Below are 22318 nucleotides of genomic sequence, written 5' to 3'. Positions count from 1 at the left end.
CATCAGGAAATAAGAAAAAAGTGTGAGCTTGATCAAAAGCAAATAATTTCGTTTAAGAGAGGCGTATTAATAGTGCCCCGTGAACGGCAGCCGTTGAATTAGCGCCGTAACGGATAAGTGCGAGAGGAGAAAATACCATGATGACATACGACCGTAACCGAAATGCAATCACCACTGGCAGCCGCGTCATGATTAGCGGCACAGGTCAGTTCGGCGTGATTAAAGCGATCCACAGCGACGGCCTTAATGCCGAGCAGGTGCGTCGTGGTAAAACGGTTGAAGTGGAAGGATGCGAAGGTAAGTTCGAACCGATTGAGCTGATTCGCCTGGGGATGCACTAAGCTGTGCCCCGACATGCCGCCGCGAACGGCGGCATGTCAAAGCGTTAAAGCCGGGCTGCGTACTCAGCAACCGTGGCCTTCGCGCCTTTTTGCAGCAACGTTTGATAGGCCTGCATGACGGCAGCCACGAATACCGTGTCCTTCGGCAGCTCGTTACCGAAAATAGCCTCAATGCCCAACAGCGCGCTAACGCGGCTTTCACCTTCAGCGCTACCGTTTACCGCCGCCTGAATCACCGCCAGCTGCGGATCGCTCACCTCAATCGCGTTACCCTGCTCATCCACACCGCCGACATAACGCATCCAGCCCGCCACGCCGAGGGCCAGCAGCGGGAAGGGTTTCTGGTGGACAAGGTGCCAGCGCACGGAATCGAGCATGCGCTGCGGCAATTTCTGGCTACCGTCCATGGCGATTTGCCAGGTGCGGTGACGCAGGGCCGGATTGCTGTAACGCGCAATCAGCTGGTCGGCATAACGACCCAAATCCACGCCCCGCACTTTCAACGTCGGCGCCTGCTCTATCAGCATCAGCGCATGCGCGGCTGCGCGATAATGTTCATCTTCCATGCAGTCGTTAATGTGCTGATAACCGGCCAGGTAGCCGAGATAGGCCAGGAACGAGTGGCTGCCGTTAAGCATACGCAGCTTCATCTCTTCAAACGGAATGACATCAGAAACCAGTTCCGCACCGGCCTTTTCCCACTGGGGACGTCCGGCGACAAAATTATCTTCCACCACCCACTGACGGAACGGCTCGCAGGCGACACCTGCCGGATCGCGTACGCCGGTCAGCTGTTCGATTTTATCCAGCGTATCAGCCGTGACGGCGGGCACAATACGGTCCACCATGGTTGACGGGAAGGTGACGTTCGCTTCAATCCAGTCTGCCAGTTCGCCGTCAACAGCGCGCGCGTAGGCGCAGGTGACATTGCGCATCACGTGGCCGTTCTCCGGCATGTTATCGCATGACATTACGCTGAATGCTGGCAGCCCGGCCGCCTTACGCCGCGCCAACGCTTCAACCACCACGCCCGGCGCCGATTTCGGCTGATGCGGGTTTTTCAGGTCGGCAACAATTAACGGATGATCGAACATCAGTTGTCCTGTTGCCGGGGAGTGGCAATACCCTTTCTCGGTGATGGTCAGGGAAACAATGGCGACCTGCGGCTCACACAGCGCCGCCAGCACGGTTTCCAGCCCGTCGATCTGCGCATGCAGCGCGTTTTTGACGACGCCGATCACGCGCGCCGTCCACGCATCGGCAGACATCTCTGCCACGGTATAAAGATTATCCTGTGCCTTCAGATCGGCGATCTGCTGTTCGCCGCCAATCAGGTTAACTTCGCAGTAACCCCAGTCGCTGCCCTGTTCTGCGGCGAGTATATCGGTGTACACCGCCTGGTGCGCGCGGTGAAACGCGCCAAACCCTAAATGAACAATGCGTGCCTTGAGGCTGTCGCGATCGTACTGAGGACGCGTTGCCTTCGCCTGTAATAACTGGTTTTCCATGATTGAGACTCGTTAATTAATGAACGCTGTGATCCGCTGCCGCTTCCTTTTCAGAGCGGCAGCGCCTGCTGACTACACCAACTAGAATGGCAGTCGGAGTCAAAAACGCTGCCATTAACCATACTGATACGTCGTTTTCAGATCTTGATTTACATTAACTTTTCGCCATGTGGTGTGACATCAGTGAAAAGTTGTGTGACAGGTAGCGCAAGATATAAACCATTAACGCCGTGAAGAGAGCGCGCCGTAGGCTACCGCTTCTTTACGCGGCGCTTCGGCTGCATCTTCGGCTTCACTCAGATCGCGGTCGCGCACTTCCGGCATCAGCAAAGCGGAGACCAGCCCAATCAGCGAGTACGCCACCAGCATCGCCACAATTGGCCACCAGGACCCGGTCATGTTGCAGAAGATCCCCGCCAGCACCGGACCAAAGCCTACGGCTACCAGCCCGCCCGCCTCTTTCGAAATGGCCATGCGGGTAAAGCGGTTCCGCGAACCAAACATCTCTGCCATGGTGATGTTTTCCAGCGCGAACAGCCCGAGCACCGCAAAGTTATGAATAACGATGATAGAGAGCATAATCACGCCCGGCGCGTAACTCTTATCGACGATAATCGACAGCATCGGGTAAGCCAGAATAATGGCTGAAATGTTAAGGAGGATATACGGCAGACGGCGCCCCACTTTATCGGACAGCCAGCCCAGCAGCGGGATGGAGAGGAAGCCGAGAATCGAACTGATCATCAGCGCATCGGTTGGGATCGCCTTATCAAACAACAGCGTCTGCACCAGATATCCGGCAAGGAAAGTCTGAATCAAACCTGAGTTGCCGGCCTGACCAAAGCGCAGCCCCGTCGCCAGCCAGAACGATTTGCTCTTAAACATCGCGCCTAATGAGGTATCCTGCGCAGCAACCGGCGCAATGGTTTCAGCGTCGTTAACCTTCTCAAACACCGGGCTCTCTTTAAGGTTCATACGCAGCCAGATGGCGAAGATCATCACCACCACGCTGGCGAGGAACGGCACGCGCCAGCCCCAGGCAATAAGTTCTTCACGATCGAGGGCAAAGAACATCACGGCCCAGATCGCCGTGGCGCTCAGCGTCCCGCAGTTGGTTCCCATGGCCACCAGCGAGGAGATGATGCCGCGTTTACCCTTCGGCGCGTACTCCGCCAGCATGGTACCTGCGCCTGAGATTTCTGCCCCCGCGCCCAGCCCCTGAATAATACGCAGCGTCACCAGCAGCACCGGTGCGAAAATCCCGATCTGCGCGTAGGTTGGCAGGACGCCGATTAAGGTGGTGCAGATCCCCATCATGGTGATGGTGATAAACAGCACCTTTTTGCGGCCAATTCTGTCGCCCATTCTGCCGAAGATAAATGCCCCGACGATACGCGCGATGTAGCCTGCCCCATAGGTCCCCATCGCCAGGATCAGCGCCATGGCCGCGGATTGTTCAGGGAAGAAAATTTCATGGAATACCAGCGCGGCGCCAAGGGAGTAAAGCTGAAAATCCATAAACTCCAGGGCGGTGCCCAGCCAGCCGGATACGGCGGCTTTCACCAGGTCTGACGTACTTCTTTGAGGTTGTGCTTGAGTCATAATGGCTATCTCTGCAAGGTAAGATGCGTACCACTGAGAGCCTGTCTTCGCAGGCTCTTAACCGCGTGAATTATTATTGGTCGAACGTGAGCAAGACTTTGCAGCACTGCCGCTGGTCTTTTTCAAACAGTTCGATGGCGTCTGTAACGTGGTGATAGTCAAATGTATGGGTGACCAGTTTTTCAGGGTCGATCAGCCCTTTTTCCAGCCAGTCAATGACCACCGGGAATTTGTTGGCATTCAGGCGCGAAGAGAAGATCGACAGCTCTTTGCCGGTGATCCCCTGCTGCACGATCTGACTCGGGTCGCTGGAGAAGCCCATCAGCACGATGCGCGCCGCCGGAGACGCCAGCGTAATCGCTTCCTGCAAAATGGACGGATGACAGGCAGCATCGATGATTAACGTCGGCTTGATGCCTTTTTCATCCAGCGCGGCCTGTAACGAGTGCTCGCTGTTGTTGAAGACCCAGTCTGCGCCGCTGCGTTGCGCCATCCCCAGCCGCTCATCAATGCGATCCACCACGATGACCTGCTTCACCTTGTAAACGCCCTTTAGCGCCTGCACGGTGACCAGCCCCATCGGGCCTGCGCCGTAGATCAGCGCCACGTCCTGTTCGGTGGGTTTCGCCTGCCCCGTCACGTTGGCGGCAATGGTGAAAGGCTCAACCATCACCGCGTGTTTGTCAGGGATCGCATCCGGAATGTGCCAGGCATTTTTCGCTGGCACGACGGCGTATTCGCTGAAGCCGCCGTCACGGCGGACTCCCAGCACCACCAGCGAGGTACAAACGTTCGGTTTTCCGACGGAACACGGGTAGCAGTGTCCGCAGTTGATCACCGGATCCACAGACACGCGCTGGCCCAGTCGGGTGCTCTCCACGCCTTCGCCAACCGCGTCTATTTCGCCAAAGAACTCGTGACCGATTACCCGCGGGTATTTCGCAAACGGGTTATGCCCGCGATAGATATGGCTGTCTGAACCGCAGATACCGGCGAGTTTAATTCTGACGCGGACGTCGCCTGCGCCCGGCAACGGGAGAGGACGCTCCTCAATCACCAGCGCATTCGGCTGTTGGATCACTACGCTTTTCATTATTCGCTCCTCGTTTACCAGTTCCAGAGGGTGCCGTCTTCCAGACGGGCCACCGGCAGACAGGCCGGTTCGTACGGGTATTTCGCTGCCAGCTTCTCATCAAACTCAATGCCCAGCCCTGGCTTGTCGCCCGGGTGCATATAGCCGTTATCGAAGCGCCAGCTGTGCGGGAACACTTCCAGCATCTGCTCTGAATACCCCATATACTCCTGCACGCCAAAGTTCGGTACCCAAAGGTCAAAATGCAGCGCCGCGGCGTGGCAAATCGGCGACAGATCCGACGGGCCGTGTGAGCCGGTACGCACCTGGTAGAGTGAGGCAAAGTCAGCAATGCGACGCATCCCGGTAATGCCGCCCGCATGGGTTATGGTGGCGCGGATATAGTCAATGAGCTGCTCTTCAATCAGCTGCTTGCAGTCCCAGATGCTGTTGAACACTTCCCCCACCGCAATGGGCGTGACGGTGTGCTGGCGGATCAGGCGGAAACACTCCTGGTTTTCAGCGGGAGTCGGGTCTTCCATCCAGAACAGGCGGTACTCTTCAATGCTTTTGCCGAATCGCGCCGCTTCGATGGGCGTCAGACGGTGGTGCATGTCGTGAAGGAGATGTTCGTTGAAGCCGAACTGACTGCGCACTGCGTCGAACAGTTTCGGCGTGAAGTCGAGGTATTTCTCGGTGGACCAAAGCTGCTCGTCCGGCCAGTCGCCCTTGGTTGCAGGCTCATACGCCAGCCCTTTTCCTTTAGACATACCATAGGTGGTTTTCATCCCCGGCACGCCGCACTGCACGCGAATAGCCTTGAAGCCCATCTCTTTATGACGGGCATAATCGTCCAGTACGTCGTCAATGGTGTGCCCGGTGGTATGACAATAAACCATCACCCCTTCCCGGGAGGCTCCGCCAAGAAGTTGATAGAGCGGCATGTTCGCGGCTTTCGCTTTGATGTCCCACAGCGCCATATCCACGGCAGAAATCGCTGACATGGTGACCGGGCCACGACGCCAGTACGCGCCTTTATAGAAGAATTGCCAGATATCTTCGATGCGGTGCGCATCGCGGCCAATCAGCTGAGGGCACAGGTGATCTTTCAGGTAGGAGGCAACGGAAAGTTCACGTCCGTTAAGCGTGGCATCACCCAGGCCGACAATGCCCTCATCGGTGGTGATTTTAAGGGTGACAAAGTTACGCCCCGGGCAGGTGACAAATACTTCAGCCCCGACAATCTTCATAATCCATTTCCTTACATCGCTCGTTGTGATGCAGGAAATTTACGCAACTACACTACTACCATACAAGTATAACGATCGAAAAATCAGCGGGCGATCACACTATGAGGACGACTATGCGCGTCCCCAGCCGGCCACGATGATCAACATGCCGCACAGGGCAACCAGCGCGCCTGCCCAGTCATACAGGCTTAGCCTGATGCCATCGACAAAGCGCAGCCACAGCAGCGCAGTACAGACGTACACCCCTCCGTAGGCCGCATAAACCCGCCCGCTGGCGGCCGGATGCAGGGTGAGCAGCCAGACGAAAAGAACCAGGGACACACCCGCCGGGATCAGCAGCAGCGCGGAAGCGCCCCGCTTTAGCCAGAGCCACGGCAAAAAGCATCCGATGATTTCACACAGCGCGGTCGCGAAAAAAAGCAGCGTCGTTTTGAACATTTTTCTCGTTTCGTGAGGATTGATTTAGACATCATACGCGATAATGCTCTCATCGTTCCCATACCTGCCGCGCGGGTATGACACCCTTTCGGATTGGTGTAGAATCCAACGGGGTAATCCGATTGTCTGCACCCGTTTAAAGGAAACGCTATGACTACATTAAGCAAACGCCTTTGTCTGACAGCCGCACTGGCGCTGTCCTCGTTCGCCTTCACCGCAACGGCATCAGCCGAAACCAGCAAACTCATCATTGAGTCTGGTGACAGCGCGCAAAGCCGTCAGAACGCCGCCATGGACAAAGAACAATGGAATGACACCCGCAGCCTGCGTCAGAAAGTGAATAAGCGCGTGGAAAAAGAGTGGGATAAAGAAGACGTCGCGTTTGATGCCCGCGACAAATGCCAGCAAAGTGCCAACGTCAACGCTTACTGGGAGCCTAACACCCTGCGCTGTCTGGATCGTCGCACTGGCCGCACGGTAGCACCGTAATGTCGATGCCGTGTGACGTAAAGCTCCGTCCGCTGGAGCGCGAAGATTTACGCTTTGTCCACCAGCTCGACAACAATGCCAGCGTAATGCGCTACTGGTTTGAAGAGCCTTACGAGGCCTTCGTCGAGCTGTCCGATCTCTACGATAAGCATATCCACGATCAGAGTGAACGCCGGTTTGTGGTGGAGTGCGAAGGTGAGAAAGCCGGGCTGGTTGAGCTGGTTGAGATCAACCATGTTCACCGTCGGGCGGAATTTCAGATCATTATTTCACCGGAGCACCAGGGGAAAGGTCTTGCGTCGCGGGCGGCAAAGCTGGCGATGGATTATGGGTTTAACGTCCTGAATCTCTACAAGCTTTACCTTATCGTCGACAAAGAGAACGAAAAAGCGATTCATATCTACCGTAAGCTCGGCTTTATGGTGGAAGGTGAACTGATCCATGAGTTCTTTATTAATGGCGAATACCGTAACACCATCCGCATGTGCATTTTCCAGCATCAGCATCTGGCCGGGCATAAATCCTCCTCCGCCAACCTGCTTAAACCCACCGCGCAGTAACCTGCGCGGTTTTATTCTTAATAATATTCAATGCTGTTTTTGATGGTGTACTTGCGCTCAATGGCAGGTTTAACGCTGTCATCGACGATAACCAGCTCGCAGCTCACCGGGTTGTTGTGGCGATCGTAATCGCAACTCTGCTTAACATTGCCCATCGGTTTATCGTTCAACAGGCTTACCGCCGTATAATCCATGCGCTTACGCAGATCTTTCGACGGCATCGATTTGACCGATAAACGCTGGTCGCCGGAGACCGTGGTTTTACCCAGCGGGTAGCCGTCGGTATCATACTGGTACTTCACTTCCATCTCTTTGCTGTGCGCGGCAACCACAAACCCGTTATCGTCGGTGTCCCACGTCAGGCCGGCAGACGGCAGTTCCGCCAGCTGACATTTTCCCTGCAACTTCACCTTCTGCTGCTGGGTTTCCGCATCGACGTAGTAGTTAGCATCCAGCACCAGCGCAACGCCCGTGTTAGCCTCCAGATCGTGCAGTTCAAGGGTATCGAAACACCCCTCCGACGACATCGTTCCGGTCACGCGTTTAGAGACTTCACCCTTATCGTTCAACAGCGTCTGGGTAAAATCTTTCACCGGCCCGCGCAGAGGGTCAAAGTCAAACTCGTTCGAAAAGCTCGCCATCTCCGGCGTAAATGACAGCGGCGCGGTGTTGTTGTCACATCCCACCAGTACCGTTGCCAGTAGCGTTATCGCTGCGTATTTATTCACATCATTTACCGTTCAGAGAGAGATACAATCATATTAGCAAATACAGCAACTTACATAACAGCACTTCATTTGACTCTTTACGCTGTATAAATCCGTCATTTGCATTGACGAGACCTGCCAAAGTGGCTACTTTGGGCGCGGAGAATTCCACATTATTATAAAATTAGATTCTTAAATTTTCGGGTTAACATCATGATTTACGACTGTTTTTTGTACTATGACGAAGATATGTTGCTCGACATCAGATTACATACGCTCGCTGATGTCGTTGACCGTTTTGTCATTGTAGAAGCAACACACTCTTTTACGGGCATACCGCGAGAATTACATTTCGATATTACGAAGTTTGCCAAATTCAGAGACAAAATTATTTACGTGCCTTTTGACGCGCAGCCTATTTTAAACAGTGCTGACAATAACCAGGTTGATGCCTGGGCAAATGAAGCAGCGCTTCGCAACTCCATTATGAATGGGTTAAAAAACGCGGCAGACGACGATCTGATTCTGGTGTCAGACGTTGATGAAATTTTCTCTCCCGAGACGGTCAGGGCCATTAATCCACGCGCGCTCTGCACGACTATTCATCAAAACGTGTTCAACTATCAGTTTAATCTTCAGGTTCACAACATGGATGGTACGCCGAGAAAATGTACCTTGCCCCGCGCGACGTCCTATTACAACCTTAAGCATTTCTTCCACGGTGAGCCTGAATCTTTCAGAAACTGGAAGCGTGCACGCAAAGATAAAAACTGGTCATGGTTTAAATGGAACTGGCTAAAAATCAATAATAAGGTTGTGAAAGATGGCGGCTGGCATTTCTCCTGGGTAATGACCCCAGAAAGAATTTCCGAAAAAATGTCTACCATTTCTCATACCGAATACGATCTGCCGGAATTTAATAACCCGGAACATATTATGAAGGTTATCACCAACGCCGAAGATATCTGGGGACGAGACCGAAAACTGGTCAGGCAAGAGGTATCAAAACGCACCCTGCCTTCTTATCTGGTAGACAATCAGCACCATTATTCGCAATTTATTTTATGACGCAGGTGGGGCTCCAGGACAATTCAGAAAGAGAGACACAAAAACAAAAGCTTACCCTAACCCTGCTATGCTTACAGTCTACACAGTGAAAAGGAGCTACAGATGAAACGGTTACCCTGGATTACCGCCCTGCTGTTAATGAGTGCTTCACCTGCTATTCTTGCGGCCCCGGACTCCTGCGAGCGCGTGAAAAGCGACATTCAGCAGAAGATTATCAACAACGGCGTACCGGAGTCTGGCTTTACCCTGAACATCGTGCCGAACGATCAGGCCGACCAGCCGGATGCGCAGGTCGTTGGGCATTGCGCCAACGATACTTTCAAAATTTTGTACACTCGTACCAGTAGCGGAAACTACCCGGTAAGCGGTGCAGGTACGCAGGAGAATGCACCCGCTGAGCCGCAATGATTTTCCCACTCAATTCCCCTGAGTTGACGAGGATTAATATTTAATACCTCTAAATAAGTAACACTCCCCCTATCATTAGCCCGGTTGTAGTCACGGGTGAAAATAATTATTAACAATGATGGGGTGAGTTATGTCCGAAGTTGAACATCACGACGGGATAAGCCGTCGAACTCTGGTTAAATCTACTGCCATAGGATCTCTGGCGCTTGCCGCCGGTGGGATCGCATTGCCTTTTGGTCTGAAAAGCGCCGCCGCCGCAGTGCAGACCGCTATTCAGCCAGCGGAAGATAAAGTCGTCTGGGGCGCCTGCTCGGTAAACTGCGGTAGCCGCTGCGCGCTGCGTCTGCACGTTCGCGATGACGAAGTCTATTGGGTTGAAACGGATAATACCGGCGAGGATGTTTACGGCAACCATCAGGTTCGCGCCTGCCTGCGAGGCCGTTCAATTCGCCGTCGCATTAATCATCCAGACCGTCTGAACTATCCGATGAAACGCGTGGGCAAACGCGGAGAAGGCAAGTTTGAACGTATCACCTGGGAAGAAGCGCTGGACACCATCGCCGCGAGCCTGAAAAGCGTGGTCGAAAAATACGGCAACGAAGCGGTCTACATTAACTACTCCTCCGGAATTGTCGGCGGCAATATCACCCGCTCCTCCCCTTACGCCTCGCTGGTGGCACGCCTGATGAACTGCTACGGCGGCTTCCTCAGCCACTACGGCACCTACAGCACCGCGCAGATCGCCTGCGCAATGCCCTACACCTACGGCAGCAACGACGGCAACAGTACATCAGATATCGAAAACACCAAACTGGTGGTGATGTTCGGCAATAATCCGGCAGAAACGCGCATGAGCGGCGGCGGGATCACTTACTACCTTGAACAGGCACGTGAACGGTCTAACGCACGGATGATCGTTATCGATCCGCGCTACACCGACACCGCCGCAGGCCGCGAAGACGAGTGGATCCCGATTCGTCCGGGCACCGATGCCGCACTGGTGGCAGGTATTGCGTGGGTGCTGATTAATGAAAACCTCGTCGATCAGCCCTTCCTCGATAAATACTGCGTAGGTTATGACGAAAAAACCCTGCCGGAAGGCGCACCTGCTAATGGTCATTACAAAGCCTATATTCTCGGCCAGGGTGATGACAAAACCGCGAAAACCCCGGAGTGGGCGTCGCGCATTACAGGCATTCCTGCCGATCGCATTATTAAGCTGGCCCGTGAAATCGGTTCGGCAAAACCGGCCTACATTTGCCAGGGTTGGGGCCCGCAGCGTCAGGCCAACGGCGAGCAAACATCCCGCGCCATCGCCATGCTGCCGATCCTGACTGGCAACGTCGGCATTAACGGCGGCAACAGCGGCGCGCGCGAATCGACCTACACCATCACCATCGAACGTATGCCGCTGCCGGAAAATCCTGTGAAAACGCAAATCTCCTGCTTCAGCTGGACGGATGCCATCGTGCGTGGACCGGAGATGACCGCCCTGCGCGACGGCGTACGCGGCAAGGATAAGCTGGATGTGCCGATCAAGTTCATCTGGAACTATGCGGGTAATACCATCATCAACCAGCACTCTGATATCAACAAAACTCACGACATTTTGCAGGATGAGAGTAAGTGCGAAACGATCGTCGTTATCGACAACTTCATGACCTCGTCCGCGAAGTATGCCGATATTGTCCTGCCGGACCTGATGACCGTTGAGCAGGAAGATATCATCCCCAACGATTACGCCGGCAACATGGGATACCTGATTTTCCTCCAGCCGGTAACCGCCCCGAAGTTCGAGCGCAAGCCCATCTACTGGATCATGAGCGAAGTGGCGAAACGTCTCGGACCGGATGTCTATCAGAAATTCACCGAAGGCCGTACGCAGGAGCAGTGGCTGCGCTATCTTTACGCCAAAATGGTTGCCAAAGATCCGCTGCTGCCGTCCTACGACGCGCTGAAAAAAATGGGTATTTATAAGCGCAAAGATCCAAATGGACATTTTGTGGCCTATAAAAAATTCCGTGACGATCCGGATGCCAATCCGCTGAAAACACCGTCGGGGAAAATCGAGATCTACTCCAGCAAGCTGGCGAATATTGCAGCAACCTGGGAACTGCAAAAAGACGAAACCATCACCCCGCTACCGGTCTATACCTCAACCTTTGAAGGCTGGGACGCGCCCGAGCGCAGCAAATTCCCGTTGCAACTGTTCGGTTTCCACTTTAAAGCCCGTACCCACTCCAGCTACGGCAACGTGATGTGCTCCAGGCCGCCTGTCGCCAGGAGGTGTGGCTTAACCCTGTAGACGCCGAGAAGCGCGGCATTAAAAACGGTGACACGGTGCGCGTGTTTAACGATCGCGGCGAAGTGCGCATTGCCGCCAAAGTCACCCCGCGCATCATGCCTGGTGTGAGCGCGATGGGCCAGGGCGCCTGGCATGACGCCAACATGAACGGCGATCGTGTCGATCACGGCTCCTGCATCAATACCCTGACCACACACCGCCCGTCACCGCTGGCGAAAGGCAATCCGCAGCACACGAACCTGGTGCAGATCGAGAAGGCATAAGGATTAACCGATGACAACCCAGTATGGATTTTTTATTGATTCCAGCCGCTGCACCGGGTGTAAAACCTGCGAGCTGGCCTGCAAGGATTACAAAGACCTGACCCCAGACGTCAGCTTCCGTCGTATTTATGAATACGCGGGCGGCGACTGGCAGGAGGATAACGGCGTCTGGCATCAGAACGTCTTCGCCTATTACCTGTCGATTGCCTGCAACCACTGCGAAGATCCGGCCTGCACTAAGGTCTGCCCGAGCGGGGCAATGCACAAGCGCGACGATGGTTTTGTGGTGGTGGACGAGGATGTCTGCATCGGCTGTCGCTACTGCCACATGGCCTGCCCGTACGGCGCGCCGCAGTATAACGCGGCTAAAGGCCACATGACCAAGTGCGACGGCTGCCACAGCCGCGTGGCGGACGGCAAAAAGCCCATCTGCGTCGAGTCCTGCCCGCTGCGCGCGCTGGACTTTGGCCCGATTGAAGAGCTGCGCAAAAAACACGGCCAGCTTGCTGCGGTCGCGCCGCTGCCGTCTGCGCACTTCACGAAGCCGAGTATTGTGATTAAACCTAACGCCAACAGCCGTCCGACGGGTGACACCACCGGCTACCTGGCAAACCCGAAGGAGGTGTGAGATGGGAAGTGGATGGCATGAATGGCCGCTGGTGATCTTCACCGTTTTCGGGCAGTGCGTGGCTGGCGCATTAATCGTGATGGGCTTCGCCTGGCTGAATGAACGTGATGACAAGGCCAGAATACGCATCGTGCGCAGCCTGTTTTTTCTCTGGCTGGTAATGGGTATTGGGTTTATGGCCTCGGTACTGCATCTTGGCTCCCCGCTGCGCGCCTTCAACTCGCTTAACCGCGTGGGAGCGTCAGCGCTGAGTAATGAGATCGCGGCGGGTTCGATCTTCTTTGCCGTGGGCGGTTTCTGGTGGCTGGTGTCGGTTATCGGTAAAATGCCCCCAGCTCTGGGCAAAATCTGGCTGGTTGTCAGCCAGCTCCTGGGTGTCGTTTTTGTCTGGGCGATGACCCGGGTCTATCAGATCGATACCGTTCCGACCTGGTATACGGGCTACACCACGTTGGCCTTCTTCCTGACGATGGCTCTTACTGGCCCGATGCTGGCCGCGCTGCTTCTGCGGGTCGCAAACGTGACATACAAAGGTACCCTTGCCGCGTCTGTCAGCGTACTGGCACTCATCGCCTGCGTGGCGGTCGTCGTGTTGCAAAGCAATACGCTGGGGACGATCCAGAGTTCTATCCAGCAGGCTAACGCCCTGCTGCCGGATTATGGTTCGCTTCAGGTATGGCGCATCGCGCTGCTGGCGGCGGGTTTAGGCTGCTGGATCTGTCCGCTTATTCGTCGCCAGGAACCGAAAACGCTCGGCCTGTTTGCAGGTTTCGTGCTGGTGGCGGTGGGTGAACTGATTGGCCGTGGGCTATTTTATGGTTTGCATATGACCGCAGGGTTAGCAATTGCAGGTTAACACAGGTGCGCGGGCAACCCCCGCGCACAAGTAAGGAAAGTTGTAATGAATGACGTCTCACACCGCGAATCGTTCGCGTTCAGCGCCCGGGTACTGGGCGCGCTGTTTTATTTTGCCCCTGACAGCGAGCAGACCGCACCGCTGGTGAGTGCCCTGACCGCAGGTGACTGGGTGCAGGACTGGCCGCTGGCGCAGGAAAGCCTGCAGCCCGTGGCCAGTATGTTTAAGAACCCGTCGGACGAAGCGTTGAAAGACGCCTGGCAGCGTCTGTTTATTGGCCCGTATGCCCTGCCCGCCCCCCCGTGGGGCTCCGTCTGGCTCGATCGCGAGTCCGTGCTGTTTGGCGATTCGACCCTTGCATTGCGCCAGTGGATGCGTGAAAACCATATCGCCTTTGAGATGCAGCAGAATGAGCCAGAAGATCACTTCGGAACGTTGCTGATGCTGGCGGCATGGCTTGCCGAGAACGGTCGCGACACAGAACGCGACCAGCTTATGGCCTGGCATCTGCTGCCGTGGAGCACGCGTTTCCTTAGCGTATTCGTTGAAAACGCGGCCCATCCGTTCTATACGGCGCTGGGTAAACTTGCCCAGCTGACGCTGGCAGAATGGCAGTCCACTTTGCTGATCCCGATTGCAGAAAAAACGCTGTACCGATAGCAGCTCCTGGCTTGTACATCCGTTGTGTAAGCCAGGTTCGGACATTTTTGCTGCAACGCAGATCCGGAACTGCTATACTGTATATAATTACAGTGTTGGAGGTGCAAAATGGCTGTTGAAACAAAATTCGTGGTCGTAAGAAAAGGTGAAGAGAAAATGACTTTTGCCAGTAAGAAAGAGGCTGACGCTCACGACAAACTGCTCGACATGGCAGAAGCGTTCACCGACTGGCTGCTGCAAAGCGGAATGCAGATGGATGAAACGCAGGCGGAAAACCTTGGTCTGTATCTTGCCGAGCAGAAAGAGTCCGTGCAGCATATCCTGCGTACCAGCAAGCTTCCCGAGCTCAATGCTGCAACGGATAAAACAGCGCCAGAGGCGGATAGCAGCAAAAAAATCCGGGCCGTCAAAGCCGCCTGATCGTCAGAACGACTCATCACCTGTCCTGCTGCCGCGGGCCGGAAACGGCTCGCGGCTTAATAGTGCGGTAAATTATCACACAACTCTTGCAACTCGTTGATTAGTCTGGCCACATGGAAACCATCACAGACAGAATGATGAACCTGAACGGCGAAAGGCAACAAGACTTTTCCATCCTGGTTAAAGTATTTTCCAAACGTGAACATGGGCGCAAAAAAGTTCTGCATGTTAGCCACGTTGATATTAAAACTGGTAAAACTGACCCACGGAATATCCGATATGAAGAATATATTTTCCCGGTACTCTTCTTTGGGCCAGTAGGCAAGATTATCACCATAGCGAGAAACGTCTTCTGCATAAACGTTCTGAAAGTGATGAATATTCCCGTCGAAGTGACTCCATAATGATGAAAACGTCTCCGTCTCTTTATGGAAAAGGGTATAGCTGGGATGCACCTCATTCCATATTACAAGCTCATTATCCTTCATAGCCATACGGAACTCAGAATGGCGGTTAACGACTGTCGAAATAAGGGAAATAATCGAAGGATAAAATTTCCAGCCAACCTGTTTGATATGTTTCAGCAGCGCAGTGATATCCAGCTGAACCGTTTGGTTAATCGTGCATTGAGCAAAGCTCTGAAAGACTTCAAAATGTTCTTTCCTTGCCCAACTCGATAAGTCTACAGCCGTATATTCTGGCGTTATTTTTGTCATTTCTTTGCCTTAATTAAGCAGCGCTATATAAAATAGTAGCGTACCACAAACCCAGGAGCTGTATAGACCGTCGAGCAGAGGCTGCCTTAAATTTTCAACGTATCAATAACCGCTCTCAGCGCCGGGGACACGTTGCGGTGCGGATAATAGAGGTAAAGCCCGTCCATCCGCAGGCTGTAGCGCTGTAAGACGCGTATAAGCGTGCCACGCTCCAGATCGTCAGCCACCAGCTCAACCGGGACATAGGCCAGCCCGAGTTCCAGCCGGGCCGCTTCGGCCTCCATGTAGCTGTCGGAAAAGGCCCATTGCCCCTCAGGCCGGTGCGTAACTCGTTTCCCGTCCTGAACAAGCTCCCATTGATAGTGGTTACCGTCTGCAAACTGGTAGGCAATGCAGGGATGAGCATCCAGATCGGCGGGCGTCTGCGGGAAACCATAGCGCCGAAAATGCGCCGGGGCGGCAACCACAGCCATCTCCATATCGGGCGTGATGCGCACCGCAATCATTCCTTGTCCCACCTCCGGCCCCAGCCGGACGCCCGCGTCGAATCGCTCGGCAATGATATCCACGAACCGGCTCTCATTCATCAATTCCAGACGGATATCCGGGTAACGCTGTTTGAAGATAGCGAGCTTTGGCAGCAGACATTTCTCGATGGCGTGCTGGCTGGCATTAATGCGCACCGTGCCGGACGGCGTCTGACGGTAATGCGCCAGTCTGGTCAACCCGGTATCAAGCGCATCAAAGGCGGAGCCGGCGGTCTGGTAAAGCTGTTCCCCGGCGTGTGTCAGCGACAGCTTGCGCGTAGTGCGCACCAGAAGCTGAACGCCCAGCCGCTCTTCCAGCTCGCGAACCGATCGGCTGATCCCGGATTGCGCCAGCCCGAGCCGCTGTGCGGCTGCCGTGAAGCTTCCCTCCCGCACCACCTGGATAAAGAGATACAGCTCATTATAGTTTTCCCGCTTCGCCATCATGCCTCGTCAATTCATAACAAAATGATATTAATCCTAGCAGCTTTCGGCCTCTAATCAGCATTATTTCTGCTAACTATAATGGCCTCATTACAACAACACACGGTACCTCTTATGAAAACATTCACCCAAAAACTGTCCGTTGCGCTGCTGTTATGCGCATCATTATATGGAGTGACAACAATGAGTTATGCAGAAACGCTAAATCCCAACGCCCCCGTTTCGATGGTGACAACTTGGGATAAAACCTTCGCCGAGAGCAATAAAGTCAACCACCGCAAAGTGACGTTCCAGAACCGGTACGGGATCACCCTGGTGGGCGATCTGTACATTCCCAGGAACAACGGCGACCAGAAACTGGCGGCGATAGCTGTCAGTGGGCCGTTCGGCGCGGTTAAAGAACAATCCAGCGGTCTGTACGCCCAGACTCTGGCTGAGCAGGGGTTCGTGGCCCTGGCCTTCGACCCATCCTACACGGGGGAAAGTGGCGGCCAGCCGCGTAACGTTGCCTCGCCTGACATCAACACCGAAGACTTTAGCGCCGCTGTGGATTTCCTGGGGTTACAGAAAGAGGTCGACCGTAACCGTATCGGCATTCTTGGTATCTGCGGCTGGGGCGGTATGGCGCTGAACGCGGCATCCATGGATACCCGCGTGAAGGCGGTCGCCACCAGCGTAATGTACGATATGAGCCGCGCGATGGGTCACGGCGTGGGCAACGGGAAAGATCGCTATTCAGCGGCCGATCGTCGGGCCGTGTTGCAGTATCTGAACGCGCAGCGCTGGAAAGATGCTGAAAGCGGCACTTTCGCCCATGGCGGCCACGATATTAATGTCGATGAGAATGGCAAGGTGACGGCGGCCGAGCGCATTCTGCCGGAAGCACTGCCCACCGATCCGCATCCGGTACTGAAAGAGTTCTATGATTACTACCGTATGCCGCGCGGTTTCCATGCCCGTTCCGTAAACTCCACCGGCGCGTGGACTGCGACCATGCCGTTATCCTTTATGAATATGCCGCTGCTGAGCTATGCCGGGGAGATCACTATCCCAACGCTGATTGTGACCGGTGAAAACGCACACTCTCGTTATTTTGCGGAGGATGCGTTCAAGGCCGTCGGCAGCAAAGAGAAAGAGCTGGTGATTGTTCCCGGTGCAAACCATGTTGATCTCTACGATAACGTCGCAGGAAAAATCCCGTTCGCGCAGTTTGAGCAGTTCTTCAAAACCAGTCTGAAATAACACTCTAAGCCCCCGGAAATCACGGGGGCATCTCTTCTCATCGTCGTGAATGACACCTATGTCTACACTGAATCAAATCCCATCCCGCTACAGCGAGCATGCACACTGGGACGGTATTTTTGCCCGTCAGTCTGCTCGTGGCATCAGCAATAAGGCATTATATTAACAGGGTTATTTTATTTAATTACAAAACCTCGAATACCTCCCGTTGAAATAATAATTAAGCAATATCCTGGTCAGTCGGCGACATCGCTTTGTTAGCTTGAGAAGTCAGGCAAAGCTCAAACTGGAGGTATTCTTTGCTGATTAAATTAAAGAAAGAACGAACGCATCAGGAGGATCGTCGTCTTGCACTCTGGCTGGCGACCTCCGCGGGACTGCTGAATGCCATTGCGCTGGGCGCGTTCGGCTTTTTCCCCTCTCATATGACGGGTAATACATCGCAGTTATCCAGCGAAGTTTCCTCCACCGATCTCAGTGATATTCTTTTTTTTGGTGCCATTATTCTGTCGTTTGTCACTGGCGCCATTGTTGCGCGGATTATTGTTATCTGGGGAATTATCCATAACGTCAGGCTGATATTCAGCCAGGTTTTATTTGTTGAAGGGCTATTACTTGCGGGGGTATCCCTTTATGAAATGTATTTTCACTCCTTCGCCACGAATCAGGAGATTATTCTTTTCCTGTGCGGTTTGATGGGAATTCATAACTCCACCTCAACTCAGCTTTCCGGCGGTCGGGTGAGATCCACGCACATTACCGGCACGCTGACCGATGCCGGCATTTCGCTGGCCTCCGTTATGGTCGCCATGCTGCGCCGGGATTATTCCAAAGACACGGCCGCGCAAAAGAGCCAGCTCAAAACCCATTTAACCACCCTTTTCTCGTTTATTACCGGCGGGATTGCGGGGCTGATCCTCTTCAGAGAGTTTGGATTCCACGCGATGCTGGCACTGGGCCTGATGCTGGTGTTTATCGCCGCCTTTTCAATCGTTCGTATCTCGTGGCGCGTTCGAAAGGTACGCGCCGCGCTTAGTCGATAGGGTGATCAGCACGCCTCAAGTGACGTTGTCACTTGAGGCGTGCTTCTTTAAGACTATTCTGCCTTCCCACTGACAGCCCTTACGCCATAAGGCTTAACTCAGGTTGTCACTAATTTCATAGGGTTACTGTTTTACCCCCTTTGCTGGAACCCTTCCGTTTCGCTTGCTATAGGTGAAGTACCCCTGCCGAAACATGGCATAACAACAGGCAACCGCAACAGGTGGTTGCTATAACGCATGCGCACAGGGAGACACACCGCAATGCACCCATTACTTAAACGTTCGCTGCTTTTTGTCGGCGCGATTATCGTGGTCCTCGCTCTCCTCACCTGGGGAATTGGACTGGAGACGATTAAGGCGCGCCAGGTTGACCTGCTCTACCTCGGTCAACAGCACCTGATTCTGGTCTTTTCATCAATGTTCTTTGCCCTGCTGGTGGGCATTCCAAGCGGTATTCTGCTGAGCCGTCCGGCGGCACGGGGTATCGCCGAATACGTGATGCAAATCTTTAACGTGGGCAACACCCTGCCGCCGCTGGCCGTTCTGGCGCTGGCGATGGTGGTGATTGGCATCGGTGATAAACCGGCCATAATCGCCCTCTTTCTCGCTTCTTTGCTGCCAATTGTGCGTAACACCTATGCCGGGCTGTGCTCTGTTCCCGCGTCGTTGCTGGAAGCGGCAAACGGCATCGGCATGACCAAATGGCAGCGCCTGCATCAGGTCGAAATTCCTAACGCCTGGCCGGTGATGCTTTCCGGTATTCGCATTGCCACTGCGATTAACGTCGGTACCGCACCGCTGGCATTCCTGATTGGCGCCAGCAGCTACGGCGAGCTGATTTTCCCGGGGATCTATCTGAATGACTTCCCGACGCTGATCCTGGGCGCGGCGGCCACCGCCCTGTTCGCCCTGATTCTGGATACGCTGCTGGCGGCACTGGGTCGACTACTGAGCCCGCATCTCGCGCGATAATTATAACAAGGAGCTTCTATGAGACTGTTTTCCGGCCTGACGGCGCTGTGCGCCGCCGCGCTCTTCACCAGCCAGGCGCTCGCCGCGCCGCTGATCCTGGCAACAAAGAGCTTTACCGAGCAGCACATTCTCTCGGCCATGACCGTACAGTATCTGCAAAAGAAAGGATTTCAGGTGCAGCCGCAGACTAATATTGCGACGGTGATTTCCCGTAACGCGATGATTAACAAGCAGATTGATATGACCTGGGAGTACACCGGCACGTCGCTGATCATCTTCAACCATATCAACAAACGCATGTCGCCGCAGGAGTCATACGAGACGGTGAAACGCCTCGACGCAAAGCACGGTCTGGTGTGGCTTAAACCTGCCGATATGAACAATACCTATGCCTTTGCCATGCAGCGCAAGCGCGCCGAGGCTGAACATATCAATACCATGTCTGAGATGGTGGCAAAGATTGAGCAGATCCGTAAAACCGATCCAGATAACAACTGGCTGCTGGGCCTTGACCTGGAATTTGCCGGGCGTAGCGACGGGATGAAACCGTTGCAGGCGGCCTACAACATGGAGCTGGACCGCCCGCAGATCCGCCAGATGGATCCGGGGCTGGTCTATAACGCGGTGCGCGACGGGTTTGTCGATGCCGGGCTGATCTACACCACCGACGGGCGCGTGAAGGGCTTCGATCTTAAAGTGCTGGAAGACGATAAAGGCTTCTTCCCGAGTTACGCCGTGACGCCAGTTGTTCGAAAAGACACGCTGGAGGCTAACCCGGGGCTGGAGGAGGCGCTGAACACCCTCTCAGCCCAGCTCAACAACGACGTTATCACCGAACTGAATAAAAAGGTGGATATCGACCATCAGTCACCGCAGCAGGTCGCCCGTGATTTCCTGCGTAGCAAACAGTTGCTGTAGGAGGCGCTATGGAGACGATTCACTATATTCTCGACAATTGGGACTATCTCTTAACCCTGACGCTGCAACACCTCTGGCTGGTGGCACTCGCCGTGGGCATGGCGATTGTTATTGGCGTGCCGCTGGGTATTTTAATTGTCCGCCATAAATGGCTGGCAACGCCGGTGCTGGGGATTGCCACCATTGTGCTCACCATCCCGTCAATTGCGCTTTTCGGCCTGATGATCCCGCTCTTTTCGCTGATCGGTCAGGGCATTGGCGCCCTGCCCGCGATTACGGCGGTGTTCCTCTATTCACTGCTGCCGATTGTGCGCAACACCCACACGGCGCTCGACAGCCTGCCACCCGGCCTGCGCGAAGCGGGACGCGGCATCGGCATGACCTTCTGGCAGCGTCTGCGCTGGGTGGAAATCCCAATGGCGCTGCCGGTCATTTTTGGCGGCATCCGAACCGCCGTGGTGATGAACATCGGCGTCATGGCGATTGCTGCCGTGATTGGCGCGGGCGGTCTGGGCCTGCTGCTGCTTAACGGTATTGGCGGGAGTGATATTCGTATGTTAATTGCGGGCGCGCTGATGATTTGTCTTTTAGCGATTGTGCTCGACTGGTTGCTGCACCGTTTGCAGGTGGTACTGACTCCGAAGGGGATTCGATAATGATAAAACTGGAAAACCTCACCAAACAATTTTCACAGAAGCACGGCCAGACGTTTAAGGCCGTCGACAACGTCAACCTGAACGTGCCTGAAGGGGAAATGTGCGTGCTGCTCGGCCCGTCCGGCTGCGGGAAAACCACTACCCTGAAGATGATTAACCGTCTCATTACGCCAAGCAGCGGGACGATCCTGATTAACGGCGAAGACACCAGCGGGATGGACACCGTGACCCTGCGCCGCAACATTGGCTACGTGATCCAGCAGATTGGCCTGTTCCCGAACATGACTATCGAAGAGAACATTACCGTCGTGCCGCGCATGCTGGGCTGGGACAAAGCGCGCTGTAACTCCCGTGCCGAGGAGCTGATGGATATGGTGGCAATGGATCCACATAAATTCCTTCACCGCTATCCGCGCGAAATGTCCGGCGGTCAGCAGCAGCGTATCGGCGTCATCCGCGCGCTGGCAGCGGATCCTCCGGTCCTGCTGATGGATGAACCATTCGGCGCGGTTGACCCGATTAACCGTGAGGTGATCCAGAACCAGTTCCTGGAGATGCAGCGCAAGCTGAAAAAGACCGTGATGCTGGTGAGCCACGATATTGACGAAGCGCTGAAGCTGGGCGACCGTATTGCCGTCTTCCGTCAGGGGCGTATTGTTCAGTGCGCCAGCCCGGACGAGCTGCTGGCGAAACCCGCCAATGAGTTTGTCGGCTCGTTTGTTGGTCAGGACCGGACGTTGAAACGCCTGCTGCTGGTATCCGCGGGCGACGTCACCGACCAGCAGCCGACGATTACGGTACGCGAATCGACGCCGCTGCCAGAGGCCTTCGCCACCATGGATGACAACGATATTCGCGCCATTACCGTGGTTGATGATCTCGGCAAACCGCTGGGCTTTGTGAAGCGCCGCGAAGCGCGTAATGCCAGCGGCAGCTGCGGTGATATTCTGCATCCGTTCCGCATGACAGGTAAGGCCGAGGATAACCTGCGCGTGGTGCTTTCTCGCCTGTATGAGAGCAACACCAGCTGGATGCCGATTGTGGACGAGGACGGACGCTATAACGGCGAGATATCCCAGGATTATATTGCGGAGTATTTGAGTTCCGGGCGTACGCGCCGGGCATTGAATATTCATAGCGAGAGTTAAGCATTCAGGCCGGGTACTGCCCGGCCTTTTTCCGCACGCATACCTTTTGCTAACCCCACGTTTTCCCGCCACAATAT

23 protein-coding genes and 1 pseudogene are annotated in these 22318 nt (G+C 54.7%); 16 read left to right on the top strand and 8 right to left on the bottom strand.

Annotated features, from left to right (window positions below; all coding sequences use genetic code 11):
* Positions 1-137 precede the first annotated feature (137 nt).
* Positions 138-341, top strand: a complete 204-nt coding sequence (ydfZ, locus tag ACOT0L_RS10095; RefSeq protein ID WP_003857405.1) for a putative selenium delivery protein YdfZ — start codon at positions 138-140, stop codon at positions 339-341.
* 44 nt (positions 342-385) lie between these two features.
* On the opposite strand, the gene ACOT0L_RS10090 is transcribed toward ydfZ, so the two are convergent.
* The 5 genes from ACOT0L_RS10090 to ACOT0L_RS10070 all read right to left on the bottom strand — a co-directional run bounded on the left by ACOT0L_RS10090 (position 386) and on the right by ACOT0L_RS10070 (position 6211).
* Positions 386-1849, bottom strand: coding sequence for a mannitol dehydrogenase family protein (locus ACOT0L_RS10090; protein ID WP_126503716.1), 1464 nt, complete (start codon positions 1847-1849; stop codon positions 386-388).
* Between the two features lie 222 nt (positions 1850-2071).
* Positions 2072-3451 carry an MFS transporter gene (locus ACOT0L_RS10085; RefSeq protein ID WP_126503714.1) on the bottom strand — a complete coding sequence of 460 codons (1380 nt, stop codon included), beginning with the start codon at positions 3449-3451 and terminating at the stop codon, positions 2072-2074.
* A gap of 73 nt (positions 3452-3524) precedes the next feature.
* Positions 3525-4544, bottom strand: coding sequence for a Zn-dependent oxidoreductase (locus ACOT0L_RS10080; RefSeq protein WP_126503712.1), 1020 nt, complete (start codon positions 4542-4544; stop codon positions 3525-3527).
* Positions 4545-4558: 14 nt separating this feature from the next.
* Positions 4559-5773, bottom strand: coding sequence for a D-mannonate dehydratase ManD (gene manD, locus ACOT0L_RS10075; RefSeq protein ID WP_368995243.1), 1215 nt, complete (start codon positions 5771-5773; stop codon positions 4559-4561).
* A 111-nt stretch (positions 5774-5884) separates the two neighbouring features.
* On the bottom strand, positions 5885-6211 hold the full coding sequence (locus ACOT0L_RS10070) for a YnfA family protein (RefSeq protein ID WP_023300008.1): 327 nt from the start codon (positions 6209-6211) through the stop codon (positions 5885-5887).
* A 150-nt stretch (positions 6212-6361) separates the two neighbouring features.
* Between ACOT0L_RS10070 and ACOT0L_RS10065 the strand changes: the two genes are divergently transcribed.
* Entirely contained in the window at positions 6362-6700 is a 339-nt protein-coding gene (locus ACOT0L_RS10065; protein ID WP_022647984.1) for a DUF1283 family protein, read from the top strand.
* Positions 6700-7260 (top strand): spermidine N1-acetyltransferase, encoded by a 561-nt coding sequence (gene speG, locus ACOT0L_RS10060; protein WP_023300006.1) that lies wholly within the window; start codon positions 6700-6702, stop codon positions 7258-7260. Before ACOT0L_RS10065 ends, speG begins: the two co-directional genes overlap by 1 nt.
* 17 nt (positions 7261-7277) lie before the next feature.
* On the opposite strand, the gene ACOT0L_RS10055 is transcribed toward speG, so the two are convergent.
* A complete protein-coding gene (locus ACOT0L_RS10055; RefSeq protein WP_032622202.1) occupies positions 7278-7988 on the bottom strand; it encodes a YnfC family lipoprotein in 711 nt (236 codons plus the stop codon).
* A gap of 192 nt (positions 7989-8180) precedes the next feature.
* Here ACOT0L_RS10055 and ACOT0L_RS10050 point away from each other — a divergent pair, with 192 nt between their 5' ends.
* From ACOT0L_RS10050 to ACOT0L_RS10020, 7 genes and pseudogenes are all read left to right on the top strand, one after another.
* Positions 8181-9035, top strand: a complete 855-nt coding sequence (locus ACOT0L_RS10050) for a benzoate transporter (protein ID WP_126503707.1) — start codon at positions 8181-8183, stop codon at positions 9033-9035.
* A 102-nt stretch (positions 9036-9137) separates the two neighbouring features.
* A complete protein-coding gene (locus ACOT0L_RS10045; RefSeq protein ID WP_006808860.1) occupies positions 9138-9443 on the top strand; it encodes a DUF1161 domain-containing protein in 306 nt (101 codons plus the stop codon).
* A 130-nt stretch (positions 9444-9573) separates the two neighbouring features.
* Positions 9574-12011: pseudogene (gene ynfE / locus ACOT0L_RS10040) on the top strand (selenate/tellurate reductase subunit YnfE).
* Positions 12012-12021: 10 nt separating this feature from the next.
* The gene (locus ACOT0L_RS10035) at positions 12022-12639 is read left to right on the top strand and encodes a DMSO/selenate family reductase complex B subunit (RefSeq protein WP_017384545.1); all 618 of its coding nucleotides are present in this window, start codon (positions 12022-12024) and stop codon (positions 12637-12639) included.
* Between the two features lies 1 nt (position 12640).
* A complete protein-coding gene (locus tag ACOT0L_RS10030) occupies positions 12641-13495 on the top strand; it encodes a dimethyl sulfoxide reductase anchor subunit family protein (RefSeq protein ID WP_063148132.1) in 855 nt (284 codons plus the stop codon).
* Positions 13496-13540: 45 nt separating this feature from the next.
* Complete coding sequence (dmsD, locus tag ACOT0L_RS10025) at positions 13541-14155, top strand: Tat proofreading chaperone DmsD (RefSeq protein ID WP_032624331.1); 615 nt, start codon at positions 13541-13543, stop codon at positions 14153-14155.
* A gap of 108 nt (positions 14156-14263) precedes the next feature.
* The gene (locus ACOT0L_RS10020; RefSeq protein ID WP_022647976.1) at positions 14264-14575 is read left to right on the top strand and encodes a YebG family protein; all 312 of its coding nucleotides are present in this window, start codon (positions 14264-14266) and stop codon (positions 14573-14575) included.
* Positions 14576-14631: 56 nt separating this feature from the next.
* On the opposite strand, the gene catA is transcribed toward ACOT0L_RS10020, so the two are convergent.
* Positions 14632-15291: a type A chloramphenicol O-acetyltransferase gene (gene catA, locus ACOT0L_RS10015; protein ID WP_023300000.1), complete on the bottom strand. Its 660-nt coding sequence runs from the start codon at positions 15289-15291 to the stop codon at positions 14632-14634.
* Between the two features lie 86 nt (positions 15292-15377).
* Entirely contained in the window at positions 15378-16262 is an 885-nt protein-coding gene (locus ACOT0L_RS10010) for a LysR family transcriptional regulator (RefSeq protein ID WP_023306110.1), read from the bottom strand.
* Between the two features lie 114 nt (positions 16263-16376).
* On the opposite strand from ACOT0L_RS10010, the gene ACOT0L_RS10005 reads away from it, so the two are divergent.
* The 6 genes from ACOT0L_RS10005 (at position 16377) to osmV (ending at position 22241) form a co-directional block, all read left to right on the top strand.
* The gene (locus tag ACOT0L_RS10005) at positions 16377-17504 is read left to right on the top strand and encodes an alpha/beta hydrolase (protein WP_126503369.1); all 1128 of its coding nucleotides are present in this window, start codon (positions 16377-16379) and stop codon (positions 17502-17504) included.
* 299 nt (positions 17505-17803) lie between these two features.
* On the top strand, positions 17804-18547 hold the full coding sequence (locus ACOT0L_RS10000; protein WP_045621656.1) for a YoaK family protein: 744 nt from the start codon (positions 17804-17806) through the stop codon (positions 18545-18547).
* 261 nt (positions 18548-18808) lie between these two features.
* The gene (osmY, locus tag ACOT0L_RS09995; RefSeq protein ID WP_022647971.1) at positions 18809-19519 is read left to right on the top strand and encodes an osmoprotectant ABC transporter permease OsmY; all 711 of its coding nucleotides are present in this window, start codon (positions 18809-18811) and stop codon (positions 19517-19519) included.
* A gap of 18 nt (positions 19520-19537) precedes the next feature.
* Complete coding sequence (gene osmX, locus ACOT0L_RS09990; protein WP_017694085.1) at positions 19538-20437, top strand: osmoprotectant ABC transporter substrate-binding protein OsmX; 900 nt, start codon at positions 19538-19540, stop codon at positions 20435-20437.
* Positions 20438-20445: 8 nt separating this feature from the next.
* Positions 20446-21093, top strand: a complete 648-nt coding sequence (gene osmW, locus ACOT0L_RS09985; RefSeq protein WP_063148135.1) for an osmoprotectant ABC transporter permease OsmW — start codon at positions 20446-20448, stop codon at positions 21091-21093.
* Entirely contained in the window at positions 21093-22241 is a 1149-nt protein-coding gene (gene osmV, locus ACOT0L_RS09980) for an osmoprotectant ABC transporter ATP-binding protein OsmV (protein WP_126503371.1), read from the top strand. Before osmW ends, osmV begins: the two co-directional genes overlap by 1 nt.
* Positions 22242-22318: the final 77 nt, after the last annotated feature.

It is taken from the genome of Enterobacter cloacae complex sp. XAL002 (genome assembly GCF_049236805.1).
Classification (GTDB): Bacteria; Pseudomonadota; Gammaproteobacteria; order Enterobacterales; family Enterobacteriaceae; genus Enterobacter; species Enterobacter intestinihominis.
The sequence above is the reverse complement of the archived record's forward strand: the minus strand, read 5'-3'. Positions and strand labels throughout refer to the sequence as shown.